Here is a 17,637-nt window from a genome sequence, read left to right on the forward strand (position 1 = left end):
CGCGCTGCGTAGACTGACCAGATGCTGGAACAGATCCGCGGGCCCGCCGATCTGCAGCACCTTTCGCAACAGCAACTCCGCGACTTGGCCCAAGAGATTCGCGAGTTTCTGATCCATAAGGTTGCTGCCACCGGAGGACACCTCGGCCCCAATCTCGGGGTCGTCGAACTGACCCTCGCGTTGCACCGGGTGTTCGACTCGCCGCACGACCCGATCATCTTCGACACCGGTCACCAGGCCTATGTCCACAAGATGCTGACCGGTCGCGCCCAGGACTTCGAGACCCTGCGTAAGAAGGGCGGCCTGTCGGGATATCCGTCACGCGCCGAGAGCGAGCACGACTGGGTCGAATCCAGCCATGCCAGCGCGGCGCTCTCGTACGCCGACGGCCTGGCCAAGGCGTTCGAGCTCACCGGACACCGCAACCGGCACGTGGTCGCGGTGGTCGGGGACGGCGCGCTCACCGGCGGCATGTGCTGGGAGGCGCTGAACAACATCGCCGCTTCACAGCGGCCGGTGATCATCGTCGTCAACGACAACGGTCGCAGCTACGCACCGACGATCGGTGGGGTGGCCGACCACCTGGCCACCCTGCGGTTGCAGCCGGCCTACGAACGGTTCCTCGAGAAGGGTCGCAACGCCGTGCAGGCGGTGCCGGTGGTCGGTGAGGTCGCCTACCACTTCATGCACAGCGTCAAGGCCGGCATCAAGGACTCCCTGTCGCCACAACTGCTGTTCACCGACCTCGGCCTGAAGTACGTCGGTCCCGTCGACGGACACGACGAGCGCGCTGTCGAGGTCGCGTTGCGCAGTGCCCGCGGCTTCGGCGCCCCCGTGATCGTGCACGTCGTCACCCGCAAGGGGATGGGGTATGGCCCCGCCGAGGCCGATGAGGCCGAGCAGATGCACTCCACGGTGCCGATCGACCCGATCACCGGGGTGGCCACCAAGGTGGCGGGCCCGGGTTGGACGTCGACGTTCGCCGAAGCGCTGATCGACGTCGGTCGCAAGCGGCGCGACATCGTGGCCATCACCGCGGCGATGCCCGGGCCCACCGGGCTGTCGGCGTTCGGTGAGGTGTTCCCCGACCGGTTGTTCGACGTCGGCATCGCCGAGCAGCATGCGATGACCTCGGCGGCCGGGCTGGCGATGGGCGGCATGCATCCGGTGGTCGCGATCTATTCGACGTTCCTGAACCGGGCGTTCGACCAGATCATGATGGACGTGGCGTTGCACAAGCTGCCCGTCACCATGGTCCTGGACCGTGCCGGGGTGACCGGCAACGACGGCGCCAGCCACAACGGCATGTGGGACCTGTCGATCCTGGGAGTGGTGCCCGGTATGCGCGTGGCGGCGCCGCGCGACGCCACCCGGTTGCGGGAGGAACTCGGCGAGGCGCTGGACGTCAATGACGGTCCCACCGCTTTGCGTTTCCCCAAAGGCGATGTGGGCGAGGACATTCCGGCCCTGGAGCGACGCGACGGGGTGGACGTGCTGGCGGTGCCGGCTGGCGGCCTGAACACCGACGTGCTGCTGGTGGCGGTGGGCGCGTTCGCCTCGATGGCGCTGGCCGTCGCCAAGCGGCTGCACAACCAGGGGATCGGTGTGACGGTGATCGACCCGCGCTGGGTGTTGCCGGTGCCCGACGCGGTGCGCGAGATGGCGTTGCAGCACAAGCTCCTGGTCACCATGGAGGACAACGGATTGGCCGGTGGCGTGGGCTCGGCGGTGTCGGCGGCGCTGCGTGCGGCCGACATCGACATCCCCTGCCGCGACGTCGGGCTGCCGCAGCAGTTCTACGAGCACGCGTCGCGTGGTGAGGTGCTTGCGGAGCTGGGGCTCACCGACCAGGATGTAGCCCGGCGGATCACGGGTTGGGTTGCGGCACAAGGGACTTCGGCCGTAGAGCAGTCCGCTGTGAGCGAGCAGCTGGACTAGTCGGTTTCGGCGCCGCTCTGCGGGGCCCGGGTCACCGCGTCGGCCAGCACGTTATCCACCAGTTCGCGTTGCCATGGCCGCGCGTTTCCTGCCAGCAGGAACCCGTCGGTGACGGCAACCGGGTCATCGCCGCGCGCGGCGAGGGCCTCCCACTCCCAGCACAGCCGGCGCACCAGATCCGGTGCGATCAGGTTCTCCGTCGGGATGCCCACCTGCTCGGACAAGCCGGCCAGCGCCGCGCGGGCGACCTCCAGCCGGGCGGCCGCGTCGGGCTTGCGTCGACTCCAGCGCGCCGGCGGGGGCGGCCCGGCGGATTGCTCCGCGACGTCCGGGAGGTCCGACTGCCGGGCAGCCTCCAGCGCCGCCAACCACATCGGCGCGCTGCGCCGCTGATTGCGCCCGCCGAATACGGGCAACGCCACCAGTTCATCGACGGACGTCGGGTTGGCCAGCGCGGCGTCGATGATCGCCGAATCGGGCAGGATGCGGCGCGGCGCGATGTCGCGGCGTTGCGCGATCTTGTCGCGGGTGGTCCACAGTTCGCGCACCGCTGCCAGTGCTCGGCGATCGTGCACCTTGTGGATGCCCGAGGTGCGGCGCCAGCGGTCGCGCCGGGTGGGTGCCGCGGCGACTCGCTCCTCGATGGTCCGCAGATGTTCGAATTCCTGTGCGGCCCAATCTGTCTTACCTTGCTCGGCCAGCACCTGGGCGATCGCGTGGCGCAACTCGATGAGCAGTTCCACGTCCAGAGCGGCGTAGTTGAGCCAGGCCGACGGCAGCGGGCGTTTGGACCAGTCGGCGGCGCCGTGGCCTTTGGCCAGACCCTGACCCAGCAGTCGCTCGACCATGGTCGCCAGATTGACCCGCTCGAACCCGGCCAGCCGGCCGGCCAACTCGGTGTCATACAGCGCAGGCGGGCGCATGCCGACCTCGGCCAGGCAGGGCAGGTCCTGGTCGGCCGAGTGCAGAATCCATTCGTCCTGGCCGAGCACTTCGGCGACCGGCCGTAACACGCTCAGCGGATCACCGCCGTGGCTGACCGGGTCGATGAGCACGGTGCCGGCGCCGGACCGGCGGATCTGGATCAGATAGGCGCGGTTGGAGTAGCGGAAGCCGGAGGCCCGTTCGGCGTCCACCGCAAACGGGCCGTGGCCGCGGTCGAGTTGCTCGGCGGCCGCGGCGATGTCGCTGGCGTACACGGACAGATTCGGCATGCCGTCGGCCGGGTGTAAGAGCAGCGGAACTTCGGGCTCCGTGCTGCCCGGCGGATCGGCCTCCGCCGGAGACGGGTCGGGGCACATGTCAGGCGCGTGACCGTGAACTCAGGTCGGTGACACCGGCCGGCGGCAGACCCGCCGCGTGCTCCAGAACGTCGCAGAACGCCTCGACGTGGCTGCCCACGTCCGGGGTGGTGGCAGTCCACGACGCGCGTAGCTCCAGCTGATGGGCGCGCGGCGGACCGGAGATGTCGCCGTAACGCACCGACGTGGTGGCGGTGACCGTCCCGCCCAGCGCGGTCATGTGCTTGGTGTGCGAGTCCAGGGCTTCGGACAACCAACTCCAGGCGACTTCCGGCAGCAGGGGGTCGATGGCTTCGTGGGAGTCTAGGTCCGCCTGAATGTAGGCGACCAGGCGGATGGTGCCGTCCCAGGCGTCGGAACCCTCGGGGTCGTAGAGCAGGATGAGCCTGCCGAACGCGTCACCTTCGGATCGCTCGGGGACGATTTCCAGGTCCGGATGCTTGACCTCGGCGCCCAGCGCGTAACTGAACGGCGCCAGGCGCTGGGGCGGGCGGATCGGTCCCAGCTCGATCTCGGGCCGCACGGTGACACCGTTCATCGCCGCGACCGCTTCGCGGAATGGCTCGGGTTCAACCGCTGATGTCATGAATTTCGACGGTAGACCCATCGGCCGACACGCGTGCACAGGCGCGCCGAATTGGGCTCAGCTCGACGGACTGCTGTCAAACCGGGCCGGGCGCTTCTCGCGGTGCGCGGCCAGCCCTTCCTGCACGTCAGGACCGCTGAAGCCGATGAATTCCAGGCCGAGCGAGGTCTCGAAGGCCGGGGCGAACATGCGATACCAGTGGTTGAGGCTGTGCTTGGTCCAGCGGATCGCGTGCTGCGCTCCGGCGGCCAGATTCTCCGCCAGCCTCGTAGCGGTGGCCAGCACGTCGTCGTCGTCGACGCAGGTCGACACCAGGCCGATCCGCTCGGCTTCTTCGCCGGAGAGCGTCTCGCAGGTCAGCAGGTAGTACTTGGCCTTGGCCATCCCCACCAGCAGCGGCCAGCAGATCGCGGCGTGATCTCCGGCGGCCACGCCCAGCTTGGTGTGTCCGTCGATGATCTTCGCCGTCCGTCCCGCCACCGAGATGTCGGCCAGCAGCGCCACCACCAGTCCGGCGCCGACGGCAGGACCCCGGATCGCCGAAACCACCGGCTTGTCGAAGTTGACCAGGTTGAGCACCAGGTCGCGGGCCTCCCGCATGATGCGGATGCGACCTTCGTAGTCGCCGATCGTCTCGTCGATGAGGTCGAAGCTGCCGCCGGAGGAGAACGCCTTGCCTTCGCCGCGGACCAGGACCACCTTGACGTCGGGATAGCGGTTGATCACCGGCCAGACGTCGGCCAGGTCGCGGTGCATCTGTGGTCCGACCGAGTTCAGTCCGGGAGCGTCGAGCACCAGGTTGAGGATTCCGTTGTCGCCGCGTTCGCAGCGCAGGCTGGGAAAGTCGTCATAAGTTGCGGGCATCCCGGCTGATGTTACGCAGCGGTGGCGGCGCCTTTCGCTTCTGGCAGCATTGAGCGCGATGAACACAACCCGTCGCGACCTCCCTGCGTCGCCCTATCTGGCCGCGGTCGCCGGCCGCAAACCCAGCCGGGTACCGGTCTGGTTCATGCGGCAGGCCGGCCGTTCGCTGCCCGAGTACCGGGCGCTGCGCAAACAGCACAGCATGCTGGCCGCGTGCTTCGAGCCGGAAGTGGCCTGCGAGGTCACCCTGCAGCCGGTTCGCCGCTACGGCGTGGACGCCGCGATTCTGTTCTCCGACATCGTGGTACCGCTGCGGGCCGCTGGGGTGGATCTGGACATCGTTCCCGACGTCGGTCCGGTGATCGCCGATCCGATCCGGACCGCGGCCGATGTCGAGGCCATGAAACCCCTTGACATGCAAGCGGTTCAGCCGGTGCTGGACACCGTCGGGCTGTTGGTGTCCGCACTGGGCGACGTGCCGTTGATCGGGTTCGCCGGAGCGCCGTTCACGCTGGCGTCGTATCTGGTCGAGGGCGGGCCGAGCCGCAACCACGCCCGCACCAAGGCGATGATGCTGGCCGAGACGGACACCTGGCACGCGCTGCTGACGAAACTCGCCGACCTCACCATCGCGTTCCTGCGCGGCCAGATCGAGGCCGGGGTGGACGCGATCCAGATGTTCGATTCGTGGGCGGGGACGCTGTCACTGGCGGACTACCGGCAATATGTGCTGCCGCACAGCTCCCGGGTTTTCGCCACGCTGGCCGAGCTCGACGTGCCCATGACGCATTTCGGTGTCGGCACCGCCGAGTTGCTGGGCGCCATGTCCGAGGCGGTGCAGCCGGGGCGCGCCCGCGCGGTCGGCGTCGACTGGCGCACCTCGCTGACCGACGCCGCGAGCCGGGTCGTCCCCGGCACGGCGCTGCAGGGGAACCTCGACCCGGTGGTGGTGCTGGCGGGCTGGGAGGTGGCCCAACGTGCCGCGCGCGCGGTCGTCGAAGACGGGCGTCGCGCCGTCGACGCGGGTGCGGCCGGGCACGTCTTCAACCTCGGACACGGAGTGTTGCCGGAAACCGACCCCGGTGTGCTGACCGAACTGGTGGCGCTGGTCCAGTCGCTATGACCCGCTCGTATTGTGTTGTGGGCGGCGGTATTTCGGGATTGACGGCGGCATACCGGCTGCGGGTTGCGGTCGGTGACGACGCCAGTATCACCCTGTTCGAGCCGGCCGACCGCCTGGGCGGCATCCTGCGCACCGAGGTGGTCGGTGGGCAGGTCATGGACCTGGGTGCCGAAGCTTTCGTGGCGCGCCGGCCCGAGATGCCGGCGCTGCTGGCCGAGCTGGGCCTGACGCACCTGCAACGCGCCACCACCGGTGTGCGGCCCCTGATCTACAGCGGCCGGCGGCTGCACGCCCTGCCGTCGGACACCGTGGCCGGGATCCCGTCGTCGGCCGCGTCGGTGAGCGGGCTGGTCGACGACGAGACGTTGGCACGCATCGAGGCGGAACCGCAGCGCCCGCTGCATTGGACTCCGGGCAGCGATCCGGCGGTCGGCGAGTTGGTGGCAGACCGGTTCGGGGAGCAGGTGGTGAGCCGCTCGGTCGAGCCGCTGCTGGCCGGGGTCTATGCGGGTTCCGCGGCGACGATCGGGTTGCGCGCGGCTGTGCCCACCGTGGCCGCAGCCCTGGACCGCGGCGCCACCAGCCTCACCGACGCGGTCCTGCACTGCCTGCCGCCGGCCGGCGGAGGACCGGTGTTCGGCTCGTTGCAGGGTGGCTATCAGGTGCTGCTCGACGAATTGGTGGCGCGCAGCCGAATTCACTGGGTGCAGGCCGGTATTCGCGCCCTGGAACCCGGCTGGACTTTGCACGACGACAAAGGCGTCCGCTGGCCCGCGGACGCCGTGGTCCTGGCCGTCCCGGCGGCGCAGTTGGCTCGCCTGGTGCAGACGATCGCGCCGAGTACTGCCGCGGCCGCCGGCCGGATCGTGACCGCCTCGGCGGCGGTGGTGGCACTGGCGGTGCCGGCCGACACCGCCTTTCCGCAGTCCTCGGGCGTGCTGGTGGCCAGCGGGGAGCCCCTGCACGCCAAGGCGATCACCCTGTCGTCGCGCAAATGGGGCGGCGGTGGCGACGTGCAGTTGTTGCGGCTGTCGTACGGGCGTTTCGGTGACGACATCGCCGCGGCCACACCCGATGAGGTGCTGCTGGCCTGGGCCCGCCAGGACATCGCCGACGTATTCGGACTGACGGTCGAACCGGTTGACGCGCGGGTGCAGCGGTGGCTCGAAGCGATGCCGCAGTACGGGCCGGGGCACGCGGCGCTGATCGCCGAGCTGCGTGCAGGTCTGCCGCCGACGCTGGCCGTCGCGGGCAGTTATCTCGACGGGATCGGTGTGCCGGCCTGCGTCGGGGCGGCCGGACGGGCGGTCACCGAGCTGGTGGCACCATAGGAGTCATGGCACGCCTCGACTTCGACGCCCTCAATGCGACGATCCGCTACCTGATGTTCTCGGTGTTCTCGGTGCAACCCGGCGAGTTGGGCGACCAGCGCGACGCCATCATCGACGAGACCGCCACTTTTCTAAAGCAACAGGAGGAGGCCGGCGTGGTGGTGCGCGGCCTCTACGACGTCGCCGGCCTGCGCGCGGACGCCGACTTCATGATCTGGACCCACGCCGAACGGATCGAGGCGTTGCAGGCGACCTATGCCGACTTCCGCCGCACCACCACGCTGGGGCGGGCCTGCACGCCGGTGTGGAGCAGTGTCGCGCTGCACCGGCCCGCCGAATTCAACAAGAGCCACATCCCAGCGTTCCTGGCCGGCGAGGACCCGGGCAACTACATCTGCGTGTATCCCTTTGTGCGGTCCTATGAGTGGTATCTGTTGCCCGACGAGGAACGTCGCCGGATGCTGGCCGAGCACGGGATGGCCGCGCGTGAGTACAAGGACGTGCGCGCCAACACCGTGCCCGCCTTCGCGCTTGGCGACTACGAGTGGCTGCTGGCGTTCGAGGCTCCCGAGCTGTACCGCATCGTCGACCTGATGCGGGAACTGCGTGCCACCGATGCCCGGCGGCACACCCGGGAGGAGACGCCGTTCTACACCGGTCCCCGGGTGGGCGTCGAGCAGTTGGTGAACGCGCTGCCATGACCCGCGCCGGCGACGATGCAGTGGGGGCACCTCCCGCTTGCGGGGGACGAAGCGATGAGGTGGGGGTACCTCCCGCTTGCGGGGGAGAGCGGCGCCATATGACTCAGGCGTTTGATCCCACCGACCCGGCCCGTTTCGAGGACAGCTACCGCGACGATCGTGTGGTGCGCGGCCTGCCTGCCGCTACGCCGTGGGACATCGGCGGCCCTCAGCCCGTCGTGCAGCAACTCGTCGCTGTGGGTGCCGTGCGGGGGGAGGTGCTCGACCCCGGAACCGGGCCCGGCCACCACGCGATTTACTATGCCTCGCAAGGTCTTTCAGCGACGGGCATTGACGGGTCGGCCACCGCGATCGAGCGGGCCCGCGACAACGCCGCGAAGGCCGGGGTGACTGTCGATTTCCAGGTCGCCGATGCCACCAAGCTGGAAGGTTTGGACGGCCGGTTCGACACCGTCGTGGACTGCGCGTTCTTTCACACCTTCATCACCGCGCCCGAGTTGCAGAAGTCCTATATGCAAGCGCTGCACCGCGCCACCCGTCCCGGGGCGCGGTTGTTCATGTTCGAGTTCGGCGTGGGCGAGGTCAACGGATTCAGAATGTTGCGGTCGGTGTCGGCCGACGATTTTCGGGAGATCCTGCCGTTGGGTGGTTGGGAGATCACTTATATGGGCCCGACGACCTATCTGATCAACGTCGGCCCCGAATCGATCGAGTTGCTGTCCGCGCGCAATCCCGATATGGCCGAAGAGGTGGAGTCGATGCTTGCGCAGTACCGCGCGATGGAGCCGTGGCTGGCCGGCGGGCGGGTGCACGCGCCGTTCTGGGAAGTGCACGCGACGCGCGTCGACTGATCGCGTCGCGTAGACGGTCGCCGAGAGTGAATTCTGCGACGCGACACGCTGGCGGACCGTCGCCTGATTCACGGTCGGCGCGGTGTGGCGTCAGCCCTCGTCGGGGACCAGCGTCAACGAAATCGAGTTGATGCAGTAGCGCAGGTCGGTGGGCGTCGGATAACCCTCGCCGGCGAACACGTGGCCCAAGTGACTGTGGCAGTTGGCGCACAGCACCTCGGTACGGGTGGTGCCCATCGAATGGTCGGGACGCAGCACCACCGCGTCCGAACTCGACGGGTCGAAGAACGACGGCCACCCGCAGTGCGAGTCGAATTTCTCTGTGCTGCGGAACAATTCGGCACCACAGGCACGACAGTTGTAAACACCCTTGGTCTTGGTGTCGGTGTACCGGCCGATGAACGGCCGCTCGGTGCCGGCGCGCCGCAGCACATCGAACTCCTGCGGGTTGAGTTTCTTGCGCCACTCGTCGTCGGAAAGTTGCAGTTTCGGACGCGCGAGTTCAGTCATCGCTTCTCCTCAGTGCTTCGCGGGTTCCTCATCCACGCTAGCGCGCGTCTGATCATGCGGTAGCCACGTCGGATCGATCCCGTCCTCGAGCCTGTTCTCCGCCTTGGCGTCCAGGAACCGGAAGTACAGCACCGTGAACGTCACGATCAACACCAGGGACCAACCGTAGGTGATCTTCAGGTATTCCATGGCCCGTCCCCACCGCATCCAGTTGAAGAGCAGCCAACGGTCCAGCGTCATGAACCCGTAGATGCCCAGCCATGCCGGCCAGTTGCGGATCACCGAATTGGGCAGCACGACCGTCATCAGGAACGGGAAAAGCATCATCGAGTAGTAGCCCTGGGCCAGCGACATCACCAACCACGACCACAGCAGCAGCACCCCGGAGGACGTGGTGAACCAGAACAGCGGGTCGCGGGTGCGGTAGTAGCGGTACAGCAGCCACAGGGCGCCGATGGCGATCGCGGTGAACAGCAGCCGCAGCGCGATGATCAACCAGAAGGGCAGGCCGAAGTAGACGCCGTTGCCCTCGATCGAGCTGTTGAAGTAGTCGCGGGTGCCCAGGATGTAGGGCACCGTTCGGGTGAAGAAGTCCATCGGATGCGGCACCAGCGGTATCGCGGCAAGGTTGGCGACCAGAGGCACCAGGAACGCCATCGCCAGCGCCCGCCACTGGCGGTTCAGCAGCGGCAGCAACAGCAGCGGCCCCAGCAGCGGTTTGAGCACCAGCGTCAGCCCGATAGCCAGGCCGGCCCACCACTGGCGGCTGGCCCGGCCGTCGAGCAGCCACTTCAGGAACAGCACCTCGAGCAGCAGGATGCAGCCGTTGATGTTGGTGAATACCAGAGTGTTGGTGACGGTTTCGGTGCAGAACATCGCCAGGATCAGGGCGGGTGCGGCCACCGAGGACAACGTGAAGTTGAACATCCGCAGCAGTAGGTAGGCAGCGACCAGGATGGCGACGGTATTGATCGAGATGAACAGGTAGCGCGACGGCGCGAACGGCAGGTAGCCGAAGGGCGCCATCAGCAGCGTGCCGCCCGGCGGATACAGGTAATGCGGGTCGACGTAGTCGAAATGTTCGTTGTAGATGTCCCAGCCGCGCCGAAAGTTCAGCACCGCCCGGTAGACCGGCTTGAAGTCGTCGGTGATGTTGCCGTTGGTGGTGAGCACGATGCTGCGGTGCAGTACCGACAGGATGGCTGCCGGCCACAGCACGGCCCGCAACACGGATGCCGTGGTCGCCGGGCCAGGACGAAATGCGGCCTGCACCGATGCGCGTAAGCCGGTTCTGGTCGAGTCAGCTGCCGTCACCAGCGCACCGTACACCGGCGCACTGGTTGAGGTTTGAGTCGGTCCGGCGGGTGCTTTAGGCGTTCCGCAATCTGCTTTAGGCGGTCCGCGATCCGGTTTAGGCGGTCCGCAATCCTTCTAAGCGGGGCAATAAGTGTCGGTGCCGGGCAGCTTGCCGCTGTCCAGATAGCCCACCAGCGGCGGAACCGCGCACGACGAGTAGATGCTGGCGCCGTGGCCGATGCCCTGCCACATCACCCGCTTGCTGGCGGCGTTGGCGTTGATCACGGTGGCCGCCGTCGCGGCAACGCCCTCGTTGCCGGCGATCGGGTCGTTCTGCACGCCCAGCAGCAGCACGTCGATCTTGAGTTCTTTCGGCGCCTGCGGAGTCGAACCGGTAGGCCAGTGCACGCATTTGACCAGGTTCAGCGCGGCGACGGCGCCGAACTGGGGGTAGAGCTTGCCCCAGGCGACGACCAGCTCCCGCACCCGGTCCGGGGTGGGCCGGTTTACCGCGTCGCTGCAGCCGTTGACGAACTGGCCGTCGCTGTCGCGGATGCTCTCGGCGCGGTTGATCAGGTTGTTGAGTTGGTTCTCATCACCGGACCGGGCCGCCGCCAGCGCGTTCGCCAGACTGACGGTGGTGTTGACCCGGTCGCCGGTCGGGAACCCGAGGGCGGTGCTGATCGCGTTGGCGATCGAGGCCACCGACGCGCGCACGCCCTTGCTGGTCTTGGCATCGGTCAGCAGCGCGCTGACCGCGCCCTTGGGATCGGGACCCAGCGCGCAGTTCACCGCCACACACTGGGCCGCGAACGCGTCCAGCGCGGCCTGCTCACCTTTGACCTGCTGTTCGGCAGCGGCTTCGGCGCTGGCGCCGATGGCGACGGGCGAGTCGACGATCAGTCTGGCGACCTTGTCGGGACGAGAACCGGCGTAGGTCAGCGCGAGCTGGGCGCCGTTACCGATCCCGACGAGCGCGACGGCCGGCACATCCCACAGGTTCCGCAGGCGCTCGATGTCCGAGGCCGCGTGAGTGTTGTCGTACGCGGAATCTCCCGGCGCGATTGCGTCGGTGCAATTGGTGGTAGCGGTGTTGGAGATTTCGGAGAGGTTCGCCACCGGGTCGTCGCCGGCCTCGAACTGGGCCTGATCGCGCATGTTCTCGCGGTCCAGGCGATCGCGGCAGTCGATGGGACTCGACATTCCGAGTCCGCGGCGGTCGATGGCCACGATCGGGTGGCTGTCCAGCACGTCGGCGCCGGCGTGGGACAACCAGACCGGCAGCTGGGTGGACGATGCGATGTCCGAACCGGTGGTGAAAACCAGCGGCCCGGCGTCCTTCGGCGTCTTCGGTGACCGGGCGCGCACTACCCCGATGCTCACCGACCCCGACCCACCGTTGACCGGGTCCAGGTCGGCGTCGAAGGTGGCGCAGTCCAGCTTGACGCCCGGGGCGCCCGGGACGCCCGCGTCCGCGTTGACCTTCGAGGTGCAGTCGCGCCAGGACAGGTCGTTCTTCGGCGCCGCGATGGGCGCGGGACCGCTGGGCGGCGGTTTCGTCGTGGCGGCGCCCTGCGGCCGGGCACCGGAATCGGTGGCGAAACGCGGGTCGGCGCCGAACACCGGAATGCAGCCGGCGAGAACTGTTGTCGCAGCCAGCAGGATCGTGGCGGACGTGAGGTGCCGACGCATGCGGACCAGAGTAGCGGCAGAGTAGCGGGAAGCCGCTGGCTAGCTCTTGGCGTAGCGCGTGTAGAGATAGCCGGCGTCGTCGGTCAGGACGTGGGAGCACCGCATCCGCGTCGCCACCTGTCCCGGCCCCGACGCGATCCGGTGCGCCTCACCGCCGACTACCAGCGGCGCGATGGTCAGGCACAGCTCGTCGAGCAGGCCGGCTTCGATGAACGCGCCGAGCAGCGTCGGGCCGCCCTCGGTCAGCACGCAGCGCATGCCCCGCTCGTTGAGGGCGGAGACCAGGACGGATACGTCGACCTCGGCGGGATCGTCGCCCGAGCAGTCGATTACCTCGGCGCCCAGTCCCACGAGGTGACGCCGGGTGTCGTCGGCGGCCGCGGTGCAGGTGAGGATCAGCGGCGGTACCTCGGTGCGGGTGAACACCCCCAGATCGCGGTCCAGGCGGCCCGACTTCGTGACGATGGCCAGCGGCGGGATTTCGCTCTGGCCGCGGGCCTGCCGCTGTTGACGCTGCCCCACGCTCAGCTGCGCACCCGAGTAGCCCTCCGAACGCACCGTTCCCGCACCGACCACGATCACGTCGGCGAGTTCGCGCAGCACGACGAAGACGGTCCGGTCGCCGGGCCCGGCCAGGGCGCCGGACAGACCCTCCACAGTGGCGCCGCCGTCCAGGCTGGTGATGAAGTTCGCCCGCACACAGGTGTTGCTGCCCTCGGGATAGCCGTAGAGCTGCGGTATTTCGCCGTGATCGAGTTCGCGCTGTGACCCCAGGAGTTTCAGGGACGTCTCGGCGGCCGGGCCGGATGCGATGCCGGCCTCGAAGTCGGGCATGAGGTCGATTGCAGCACGTCGCTACAGTGCCACCATGCACGGGTCCACCTCTTCGGCCGCGGTGGGTCATCTGGTGGATCGGCGTCCGGCGGTGTCACCGGAGCGGTTGATCGCCCAGTTGCGGCCGCCGCCGACGTTCGCGGAGGTGAGCTTCGCGAGCTATCGGCCGGATCCGGCCGAGCCGACTCAGACCGCGGCGGTGGTGTCGTGCCAGGAGTTCTGCCGGCAGGCGCAGGAGCGCCGGGCCGGCCGCAAGAAGCTGTTCGGCCGGCGGGAGGTGTTGCCCGGTGTCGGCCTGTATCTGGACGGCGGGTTCGGGGTGGGGAAGACGCACCTGTTGGCGTCGGCCTATTACCAGTTGCCGGGAAGTGGACCGGGCGTCGCCGACAGTCCGAAGGCGTTCGCGACCTTCGGTGAGCTGACCCAACTGGCCGGAGTGTTCGGGTTCGCCGAGTGCATCGACCTGCTGGCCGACTACACCGCGGTGTGCATCGACGAGTTCGAGTTGGACGATCCGGGCAACACCACGCTGATCTCGCGGATGTTGTCGACGCTGGTCGAGCGGGGCGTCTCGGTGGCCGCGACGTCCAACACACTGCCCGAGCAACTCGGTGAGGGACGCTTCGCCGCTCAGGATTTTCTGCGCGAAATCAACACCCTGGCAAGCATTTTCACCACGGTAAGGATCGAGGGTCCGGACTACCGGCACCGCGATCTGCCGCCGGCGCCGCGGCCGCTGAGTGACGACGAGGTCGCCGCCCGCGCCGCGGATGTCCCGGGGGCGACCCTCGATGACTTCGACGCGCTGTGCGCGCATCTGGCCACCATGCACCCGTCGCGCTACCTGACTCTGATCGAGGGTGTGACGGCGGTGTTCGTGACGGGTGTGCACGGTCTGGACGACCAGAACGTGGCGCTGCGTTTGGTGGCGCTGACTGACCGGCTCTATGACGCCGGCATTCCGGTGGTGGCGTCCGGGGCCAAGCTGGACACCATCTTCAGCGAGGAGATGCTGGCCGGTGGCTACCGGAAGAAGTATCTGCGGGCCACCTCTCGGCTGCTCGCGCTGACTACCCGACCTCCCGGGTCATGACGTAATCGTTCTCCAGGTGGGGACCGAGCTGAAAGGTTCGGGTGCCACTGACGATAAAGCCCACCTTGGCGTAAAAGCGTTGTGCCCGTTGATTTTGTTGGTTGACGCCCAGCCAGACCCGGCGGGCACCCCATGCGGCGGCCTGGGCCAGAGCGGCTGTGATCAGCGCCGCGGCAACACCGGTGCCGTGAAAGTCGGGGTGTGTGTAGAGCTTTGACAGCTCGACGGGTTCGTCGGGTGTGCCTCGAACCAGCATGGCGTAGCCGATGATTCGTCTTTGGTAGCGGGCGGCCAGGATTGCGCGTTGCGGGTCGGCCAGGTATTCGGCGAACCGGGTGGGGGACAGGTGGGCGTCGATGAACGCGGTGATGTGCTCGGGTGCCACGGAAGGTGGGCATGCCAGCGGAAAGGTGTGTGCCGCAAGGGCGGCGAGAGCGTCGGCGTCCGCGGGGCCGGCGGGGTCTACCTCGGGCAGATCGTCGGGCAGATCGTCGGGCAGGTCAGAGGTTCCATTGCGCGAGGTGCTCACCGGTCTTGCGGTCGAGCAGCACGACCACGGATACCGGGTCGCGGTAGGCGTCCCAGTACACGCCGCCCCGCACCACCGCACCCTGCGGCGCGTTGCCCAGGGCGGCGTCCAGCCAGTCGGGTGCGTCACACGGCCGCGGCTTGTATGCGTCGGCGAACGGCGTGACGCCGTCGAAGCTGAAGTTGGTTGCCATGATGAAGGAGTTGGGCACCCGGACCGCGCGCACCACCACGTCGGCTCGGTTCACCGAACTGTCCGGGAAGCTTTTCACCGGAACGCCGCTGCGCGTGTACCCGAATCCTGGTGGCGGGTCGACCGGTACGACGCTGGTGACGGTGACGTCGGCGACGTAGGTCCCGGTGTCCACCCGCAACGTGTCGCCGATGTGGCCGATCGGTGCGTCGCCGGCCCGCGCGCGGGGCAGGGCGGCGTCTACCGACAGCACCCCCGCCGCCGTGACGAGGAAGGCGGAAAGGACGATCAGCCAGCGGTGCATCTTTGCCTCCTGGGCTGCCTGTTCTCCGGACCTTCGCATGATTTCATACGCGGCTTTGCCGCGGGCAGGGTTGGGCCCTTCAGGTCTGGGCTGGGGGAGCGGTGAAGGCTTCCAGGGCGGTGGCCAGATCGGCTTCGACGCGCTCCTTGTCCACGCCCGCCCGGTGCAGTGGGCCGGTGCCGTCCTCGGCCTCGAGCAGTGCCAGCAACAGGTGCTCGGTTCCGATGTAGTTGTGGCCCAACCGAAGTGCCTCGCGGAAGGTCAACTCGAGGACCTTGCGAGCAGGGCCGCTGAACGGAATCAGGGTGGGGGTTTCGTCGCTGGGGGCGGGAAGCTGCACGGACTTCTGCAGGGCTTCGGCGTCGATTTTCTGTTGACGGATCAACACGGTGGCCAGCGCCGCGGGGTCGCCGAGTGTGCCGAGTAGCAGATGGTCGGGGGTGATCAGGTCGTTGCCGGCTTTGTGTGCGGCATTTTGCGCTGCCACGACGGCGTTTCGGGCCCGTGGGGTGAACCGGGAGAAGCCCTGCTCCGGGTCCAGCGGGGTGGCGTCGGCCTTGGGGACGAACCGCTTCTGGGCGGCCTGTTTGGTGACTCCCATGGCCTTGCCGATATCGGTCCAGGAGGCACCCGAGCGGCGCGCCTGATCGACGAAGTGCCCGATGAGGTGATCGGCGACCTCGCCGAGACTCTCCGCGGTGAGGACGGCGTCGCTGAGTTGGTCCAGGGCGTCGCTGTGGACTTTCTTGATGGTGTCGATCAGCTCGTCAAGGCGGACGGGATGGGTGATCTTGGTGGGCTCGACCATGCCGTCAACGTTAGGTTGACGATGGTTGGGCTGTCAACCTCGGGTTGACGCTGTGGGTGGAAAATTCACCTTTCGTTCGCCGCCGCTCGAGGTGCGGCCTGACCTCGGGTTTGGGAGAATCGCAGGGCTATGAGAATCGTTGTCTACGCAGCCTGTGCCGCAGCTCTTATCGGTGTGGCGGCGCCCGCGCACGCGGATGCCAACCAGGATCAGGCCTTTCTGGTCTCGCTGGGGGCCGCCGGCCTCACCTATAAGGACCCGGAGAGCGCGATCGCGGCCGGCAAGAAGGTGTGCGAGATGGCCAACGAGGGCAAGTCCGGGGTCGAGGTGGTCAAAGTCCTGCAAGACGGCAACCCTGGTCTCACGCAGGTGAACGCGGCCCGGTTCACGGCGATCTCGGCCGGCGTGTACTGCCCGGCGCAGTTGCCTCCCGCGCAGCCGGCCGGCAACGGCGGCTGAGCCTCAGCCGTCTTTTGCGCGGCTGAGTGGCACTCTCGCGTCGAACTCGCTAGCGCCGGTGATATCACCGCGTCCAGCCGTCATTGCCGGAGGCGCAGTGAAAGTGTTGGAGCGCAGCGTATTTACGCCCCTTGGGAACGCCTGTCTAGCCAGTACGCGCGCACCCGGTATACCAATGAGAGCTGAGGGCACCCGCATGCGCGAGGAAGGATGACGTGATGACGCAGGACTACCGCCGATGAGAACAGGGTTGGCCGCGGGCGCGGCACTGGGAACCACCGGCTTGCTGGGCTGGGCCGGCCTACGGGCGGTCGTCGAGTGGATCGAACGCAACCCGGACCCCCTCACCCGTGAACAACTACTCGCCGAACCGCAGGGCGAGGAGGTCACGATCACCCGCCCCGACGGGACGGCGTTGCGCGCCCTGGCAGCGGGCGAGGGGCCGCCGGTCGTGCTCGTGCACGGCTATACCGTCACCCTGGCCGAATGGAACGTCGTGTGGGATGCGTTGTTAGAGCGCGGATATCGCGTCATCGCTTTCGATCAACGGGGTCACGGCCGGTCCACGCTGGGCGCTGAGGGGATCGGCTCACATCCCATGGCGGCCGACATCGCCGCGGTACTGCAACATTTCGACGTTTCCGACGCGGTGCTCGTCGGCCATTCGATGGGCGGCTTCGTCAGCATCCGCGCCTTGCTGGACCATGCTGACGTCTCGCAGCGGTTGCGGGGGCTGGTGCTGTTCGCTACGTGGGCAGGCCGTGTCATGGACGGAGCGCCCCAGAACAAGGTACAGATCCCGCTGCTGGAACGCGGAATCCTGCAGCGAATGCTCCGCTACCGGACGGTGGGGGTGCTGTTCGGCGCGGCGCAATGCGGCAAGCGCCCGTCCCCGGCAATGGTCTCGGTGTTCACCGAGGGCTTCCGCCAGCACGTCGACGAACACGGGCCGCTGCTGCCGATCGTGCGCGCCTTCTCGCGTGAAGACCGCTATCCGCGGCTTGGCGAGATCACCGTGCCGACCGTGGTCATGGTCGGCGCCGCGGACCGCACCACGCCGCCCAATCACTCGCGCCGGATGGCCGACGGCATTCCCGGTGCGCGACTAGTAACCGTGGCCGAGGCCGGGCACGCGCTGAACTGGGAAGCTCCCGACGAGTTGGTCAAAGTCATCGAATCGTTGACGGCGTAGGGCGCTCACCGATTGTCGTTGTACCGCAGCAGA

At 67.9% G+C, this 17,637-nt stretch carries 18 protein-coding genes and 1 pseudogene; 9 read left to right on the forward strand and 10 right to left on the reverse strand.

The window, feature by feature from the left end:
• Nucleotides 1-21 precede the first annotated feature (21 nt).
• Nucleotides 22-1,938 (forward strand): 1-deoxy-D-xylulose-5-phosphate synthase, encoded by a 1,917-nt coding sequence (gene dxs / locus C0J29_RS11600; protein WP_120792405.1) that lies wholly within the window; start codon nucleotides 22-24, stop codon nucleotides 1,936-1,938.
• Here dxs and C0J29_RS11605 read toward each other — a convergent pair.
• Genes C0J29_RS11605 through C0J29_RS11615 form a run of 3 tightly spaced genes read right to left on the reverse strand, consistent with a single transcriptional unit; the run spans nucleotide 1,935 to nucleotide 4,689 of the window.
• Nucleotides 1,935-3,239 carry an HRDC domain-containing protein gene (locus tag C0J29_RS11605; protein WP_120792406.1) on the reverse strand — a complete coding sequence of 435 codons (1,305 nt, stop codon included), beginning with the start codon at nucleotides 3,237-3,239 and terminating at the stop codon, nucleotides 1,935-1,937. The two genes, dxs and C0J29_RS11605, sit on opposite strands and share 4 nt — an antisense overlap.
• 1 nt (nucleotide 3,240) lies before the next feature.
• Nucleotides 3,241-3,825: a DUF3000 domain-containing protein gene (locus tag C0J29_RS11610; protein ID WP_065043210.1), complete on the reverse strand. Its 585-nt coding sequence runs from the start codon at nucleotides 3,823-3,825 to the stop codon at nucleotides 3,241-3,243.
• A 57-nt stretch (nucleotides 3,826-3,882) separates the two neighbouring features.
• A complete protein-coding gene (locus C0J29_RS11615) occupies nucleotides 3,883-4,689 on the reverse strand; it encodes an enoyl-CoA hydratase/isomerase family protein (RefSeq protein WP_120792407.1) in 807 nt (268 codons plus the stop codon).
• Between the two features lie 58 nt (nucleotides 4,690-4,747).
• On the opposite strand from C0J29_RS11615, the gene hemE reads away from it, so the two are divergent.
• The 5 genes and pseudogenes from hemE to C0J29_RS11635 all read left to right on the forward strand — a co-directional run bounded on the left by hemE (nucleotide 4,748) and on the right by C0J29_RS11635 (nucleotide 8,695).
• Complete coding sequence (hemE, locus tag C0J29_RS11620) at nucleotides 4,748-5,812, forward strand: uroporphyrinogen decarboxylase (protein WP_065043190.1); 1,065 nt, start codon at nucleotides 4,748-4,750, stop codon at nucleotides 5,810-5,812.
• Entirely contained in the window at nucleotides 5,809-7,143 is a 1,335-nt protein-coding gene (locus tag C0J29_RS11625) for a protoporphyrinogen oxidase (protein ID WP_120792408.1), read from the forward strand. The genes hemE and C0J29_RS11625 overlap by 4 nt, the downstream gene beginning before the upstream one ends.
• A gap of 5 nt (nucleotides 7,144-7,148) precedes the next feature.
• Nucleotides 7,149-7,844 (forward strand): hydrogen peroxide-dependent heme synthase, encoded by a 696-nt coding sequence (gene hemQ, locus C0J29_RS11630; RefSeq protein ID WP_065043192.1) that lies wholly within the window; start codon nucleotides 7,149-7,151, stop codon nucleotides 7,842-7,844.
• Nucleotides 7,841-7,943, forward strand: a pseudogene (locus tag C0J29_RS34760) (hypothetical protein); the annotation flags it as partial. The gene hemQ and the pseudogene C0J29_RS34760, both read left to right, overlap by 4 nt.
• On the forward strand, nucleotides 7,943-8,695 hold the full coding sequence (locus C0J29_RS11635; protein ID WP_120792409.1) for a class I SAM-dependent methyltransferase: 753 nt from the start codon (nucleotides 7,943-7,945) through the stop codon (nucleotides 8,693-8,695). The pseudogene C0J29_RS34760 and the gene C0J29_RS11635, both read left to right, overlap by 1 nt.
• Nucleotides 8,696-8,785: 90 nt before the next feature.
• On the opposite strand, the gene msrB is transcribed toward C0J29_RS11635, so the two are convergent.
• The 4 genes from msrB to C0J29_RS11655 all read right to left on the reverse strand — a co-directional run bounded on the left by msrB (nucleotide 8,786) and on the right by C0J29_RS11655 (nucleotide 13,027).
• Nucleotides 8,786-9,205, reverse strand: coding sequence for a peptide-methionine (R)-S-oxide reductase MsrB (msrB, locus tag C0J29_RS11640; protein WP_065043194.1), 420 nt, complete (start codon nucleotides 9,203-9,205; stop codon nucleotides 8,786-8,788).
• 9 nt (nucleotides 9,206-9,214) lie between these two features.
• Nucleotides 9,215-10,534, reverse strand: coding sequence for an arabinofuranan 3-O-arabinosyltransferase (gene aftC / locus C0J29_RS11645; RefSeq protein ID WP_065043195.1), 1,320 nt, complete (start codon nucleotides 10,532-10,534; stop codon nucleotides 9,215-9,217).
• 102 nt (nucleotides 10,535-10,636) lie between these two features.
• Complete coding sequence (locus C0J29_RS11650) at nucleotides 10,637-12,193, reverse strand: alpha/beta hydrolase (RefSeq protein ID WP_065043196.1); 1,557 nt, start codon at nucleotides 12,191-12,193, stop codon at nucleotides 10,637-10,639.
• 39 nt (nucleotides 12,194-12,232) lie between these two features.
• The gene (locus C0J29_RS11655) at nucleotides 12,233-13,027 is read right to left on the reverse strand and encodes a pyrimidine reductase family protein (protein WP_120792410.1); all 795 of its coding nucleotides are present in this window, start codon (nucleotides 13,025-13,027) and stop codon (nucleotides 12,233-12,235) included.
• On the opposite strand from C0J29_RS11655, the gene zapE reads away from it, so the two are divergent.
• Nucleotides 13,026-14,120 carry a cell division protein ZapE gene (zapE, locus tag C0J29_RS11660; RefSeq protein ID WP_120794687.1) on the forward strand — a complete coding sequence of 365 codons (1,095 nt, stop codon included), beginning with the start codon at nucleotides 13,026-13,028 and terminating at the stop codon, nucleotides 14,118-14,120. The two genes, C0J29_RS11655 and zapE, sit on opposite strands and share 2 nt — an antisense overlap.
• Here the strand turns inward: zapE and C0J29_RS11665 are convergent.
• The 3 genes from C0J29_RS11665 to C0J29_RS11675 form a co-directional block, all read right to left on the reverse strand.
• Entirely contained in the window at nucleotides 14,098-14,595 is a 498-nt protein-coding gene (locus tag C0J29_RS11665; RefSeq protein ID WP_242460632.1) for a GNAT family N-acetyltransferase, read from the reverse strand. The two genes, zapE and C0J29_RS11665, sit on opposite strands and share 23 nt — an antisense overlap.
• Nucleotides 14,596-14,620: 25 nt before the next feature.
• On the reverse strand, nucleotides 14,621-15,145 hold the full coding sequence (locus C0J29_RS11670) for a hypothetical protein (RefSeq protein WP_065043198.1): 525 nt from the start codon (nucleotides 15,143-15,145) through the stop codon (nucleotides 14,621-14,623).
• 79 nt (nucleotides 15,146-15,224) lie between these two features.
• A complete protein-coding gene (locus C0J29_RS11675; RefSeq protein ID WP_120792411.1) occupies nucleotides 15,225-15,953 on the reverse strand; it encodes a Clp protease N-terminal domain-containing protein in 729 nt (242 codons plus the stop codon).
• Between the two features lie 129 nt (nucleotides 15,954-16,082).
• Between C0J29_RS11675 and C0J29_RS11680 the strand changes: the two genes are divergently transcribed.
• Nucleotides 16,083-16,412 carry a DUF732 domain-containing protein gene (locus C0J29_RS11680; RefSeq protein WP_120792412.1) on the forward strand — a complete coding sequence of 110 codons (330 nt, stop codon included), beginning with the start codon at nucleotides 16,083-16,085 and terminating at the stop codon, nucleotides 16,410-16,412.
• Between the two features lie 238 nt (nucleotides 16,413-16,650).
• A complete protein-coding gene (locus C0J29_RS11685) occupies nucleotides 16,651-17,604 on the forward strand; it encodes an alpha/beta fold hydrolase (protein ID WP_120792413.1) in 954 nt (317 codons plus the stop codon).
• The last annotated feature ends 33 nt before the right edge of the window (nucleotides 17,605-17,637 follow it).

The sequence above is a fragment of the Mycobacterium paragordonae genome, assembly GCF_003614435.1.
GTDB classification, from domain to species: Bacteria; Actinomycetota; Actinomycetes; order Mycobacteriales; family Mycobacteriaceae; genus Mycobacterium; species Mycobacterium paragordonae.

Coding starts and splice junctions, on each gene's coding strand:
- hemQ (WP_065043192.1), top strand. CDS start 7,149: ATGGCACGCCTCGACTTCGACGCCCTCAATGCGACGATCCGCTACCTG.
- hemE (WP_065043190.1), top strand. CDS start 4,748: ATGAACACAACCCGTCGCGACCTCCCTGCGTCGCCCTATCTGGCCGCG.
- C0J29_RS11610 (WP_065043210.1), bottom strand. CDS start 3,825: ATGACATCAGCGGTTGAACCCGAGCCATTCCGCGAAGCGGTCGCGGCG.
- zapE (WP_120794687.1), top strand. CDS start 13,026: ATGAGGTCGATTGCAGCACGTCGCTACAGTGCCACCATGCACGGGTCC.
- dxs (WP_120792405.1), top strand. CDS start 22: ATGCTGGAACAGATCCGCGGGCCCGCCGATCTGCAGCACCTTTCGCAA.
- C0J29_RS11635 (WP_120792409.1), top strand. CDS start 7,943: ATGACTCAGGCGTTTGATCCCACCGACCCGGCCCGTTTCGAGGACAGC.
- C0J29_RS11650 (WP_065043196.1), bottom strand. CDS start 12,193: ATGCGTCGGCACCTCACGTCCGCCACGATCCTGCTGGCTGCGACAACA.
- msrB (WP_065043194.1), bottom strand. CDS start 9,205: ATGACTGAACTCGCGCGTCCGAAACTGCAACTTTCCGACGACGAGTGG.
- C0J29_RS11680 (WP_120792412.1), top strand. CDS start 16,083: ATGAGAATCGTTGTCTACGCAGCCTGTGCCGCAGCTCTTATCGGTGTG.
- C0J29_RS11670 (WP_065043198.1), bottom strand. CDS start 15,145: ATGCACCGCTGGCTGATCGTCCTTTCCGCCTTCCTCGTCACGGCGGCG.
- C0J29_RS11675 (WP_120792411.1), bottom strand. CDS start 15,953: ATGGTCGAGCCCACCAAGATCACCCATCCCGTCCGCCTTGACGAGCTG.
- C0J29_RS11625 (WP_120792408.1), top strand. CDS start 5,809: ATGACCCGCTCGTATTGTGTTGTGGGCGGCGGTATTTCGGGATTGACG.
- C0J29_RS11605 (WP_120792406.1), bottom strand. CDS start 3,239: ATGTGCCCCGACCCGTCTCCGGCGGAGGCCGATCCGCCGGGCAGCACG.
- C0J29_RS11615 (WP_120792407.1), bottom strand. CDS start 4,689: ATGCCCGCAACTTATGACGACTTTCCCAGCCTGCGCTGCGAACGCGGC.
- C0J29_RS11655 (WP_120792410.1), bottom strand. CDS start 13,027: ATGCCCGACTTCGAGGCCGGCATCGCATCCGGCCCGGCCGCCGAGACG.
- C0J29_RS11685 (WP_120792413.1), top strand. CDS start 16,651: ATGAGAACAGGGTTGGCCGCGGGCGCGGCACTGGGAACCACCGGCTTG.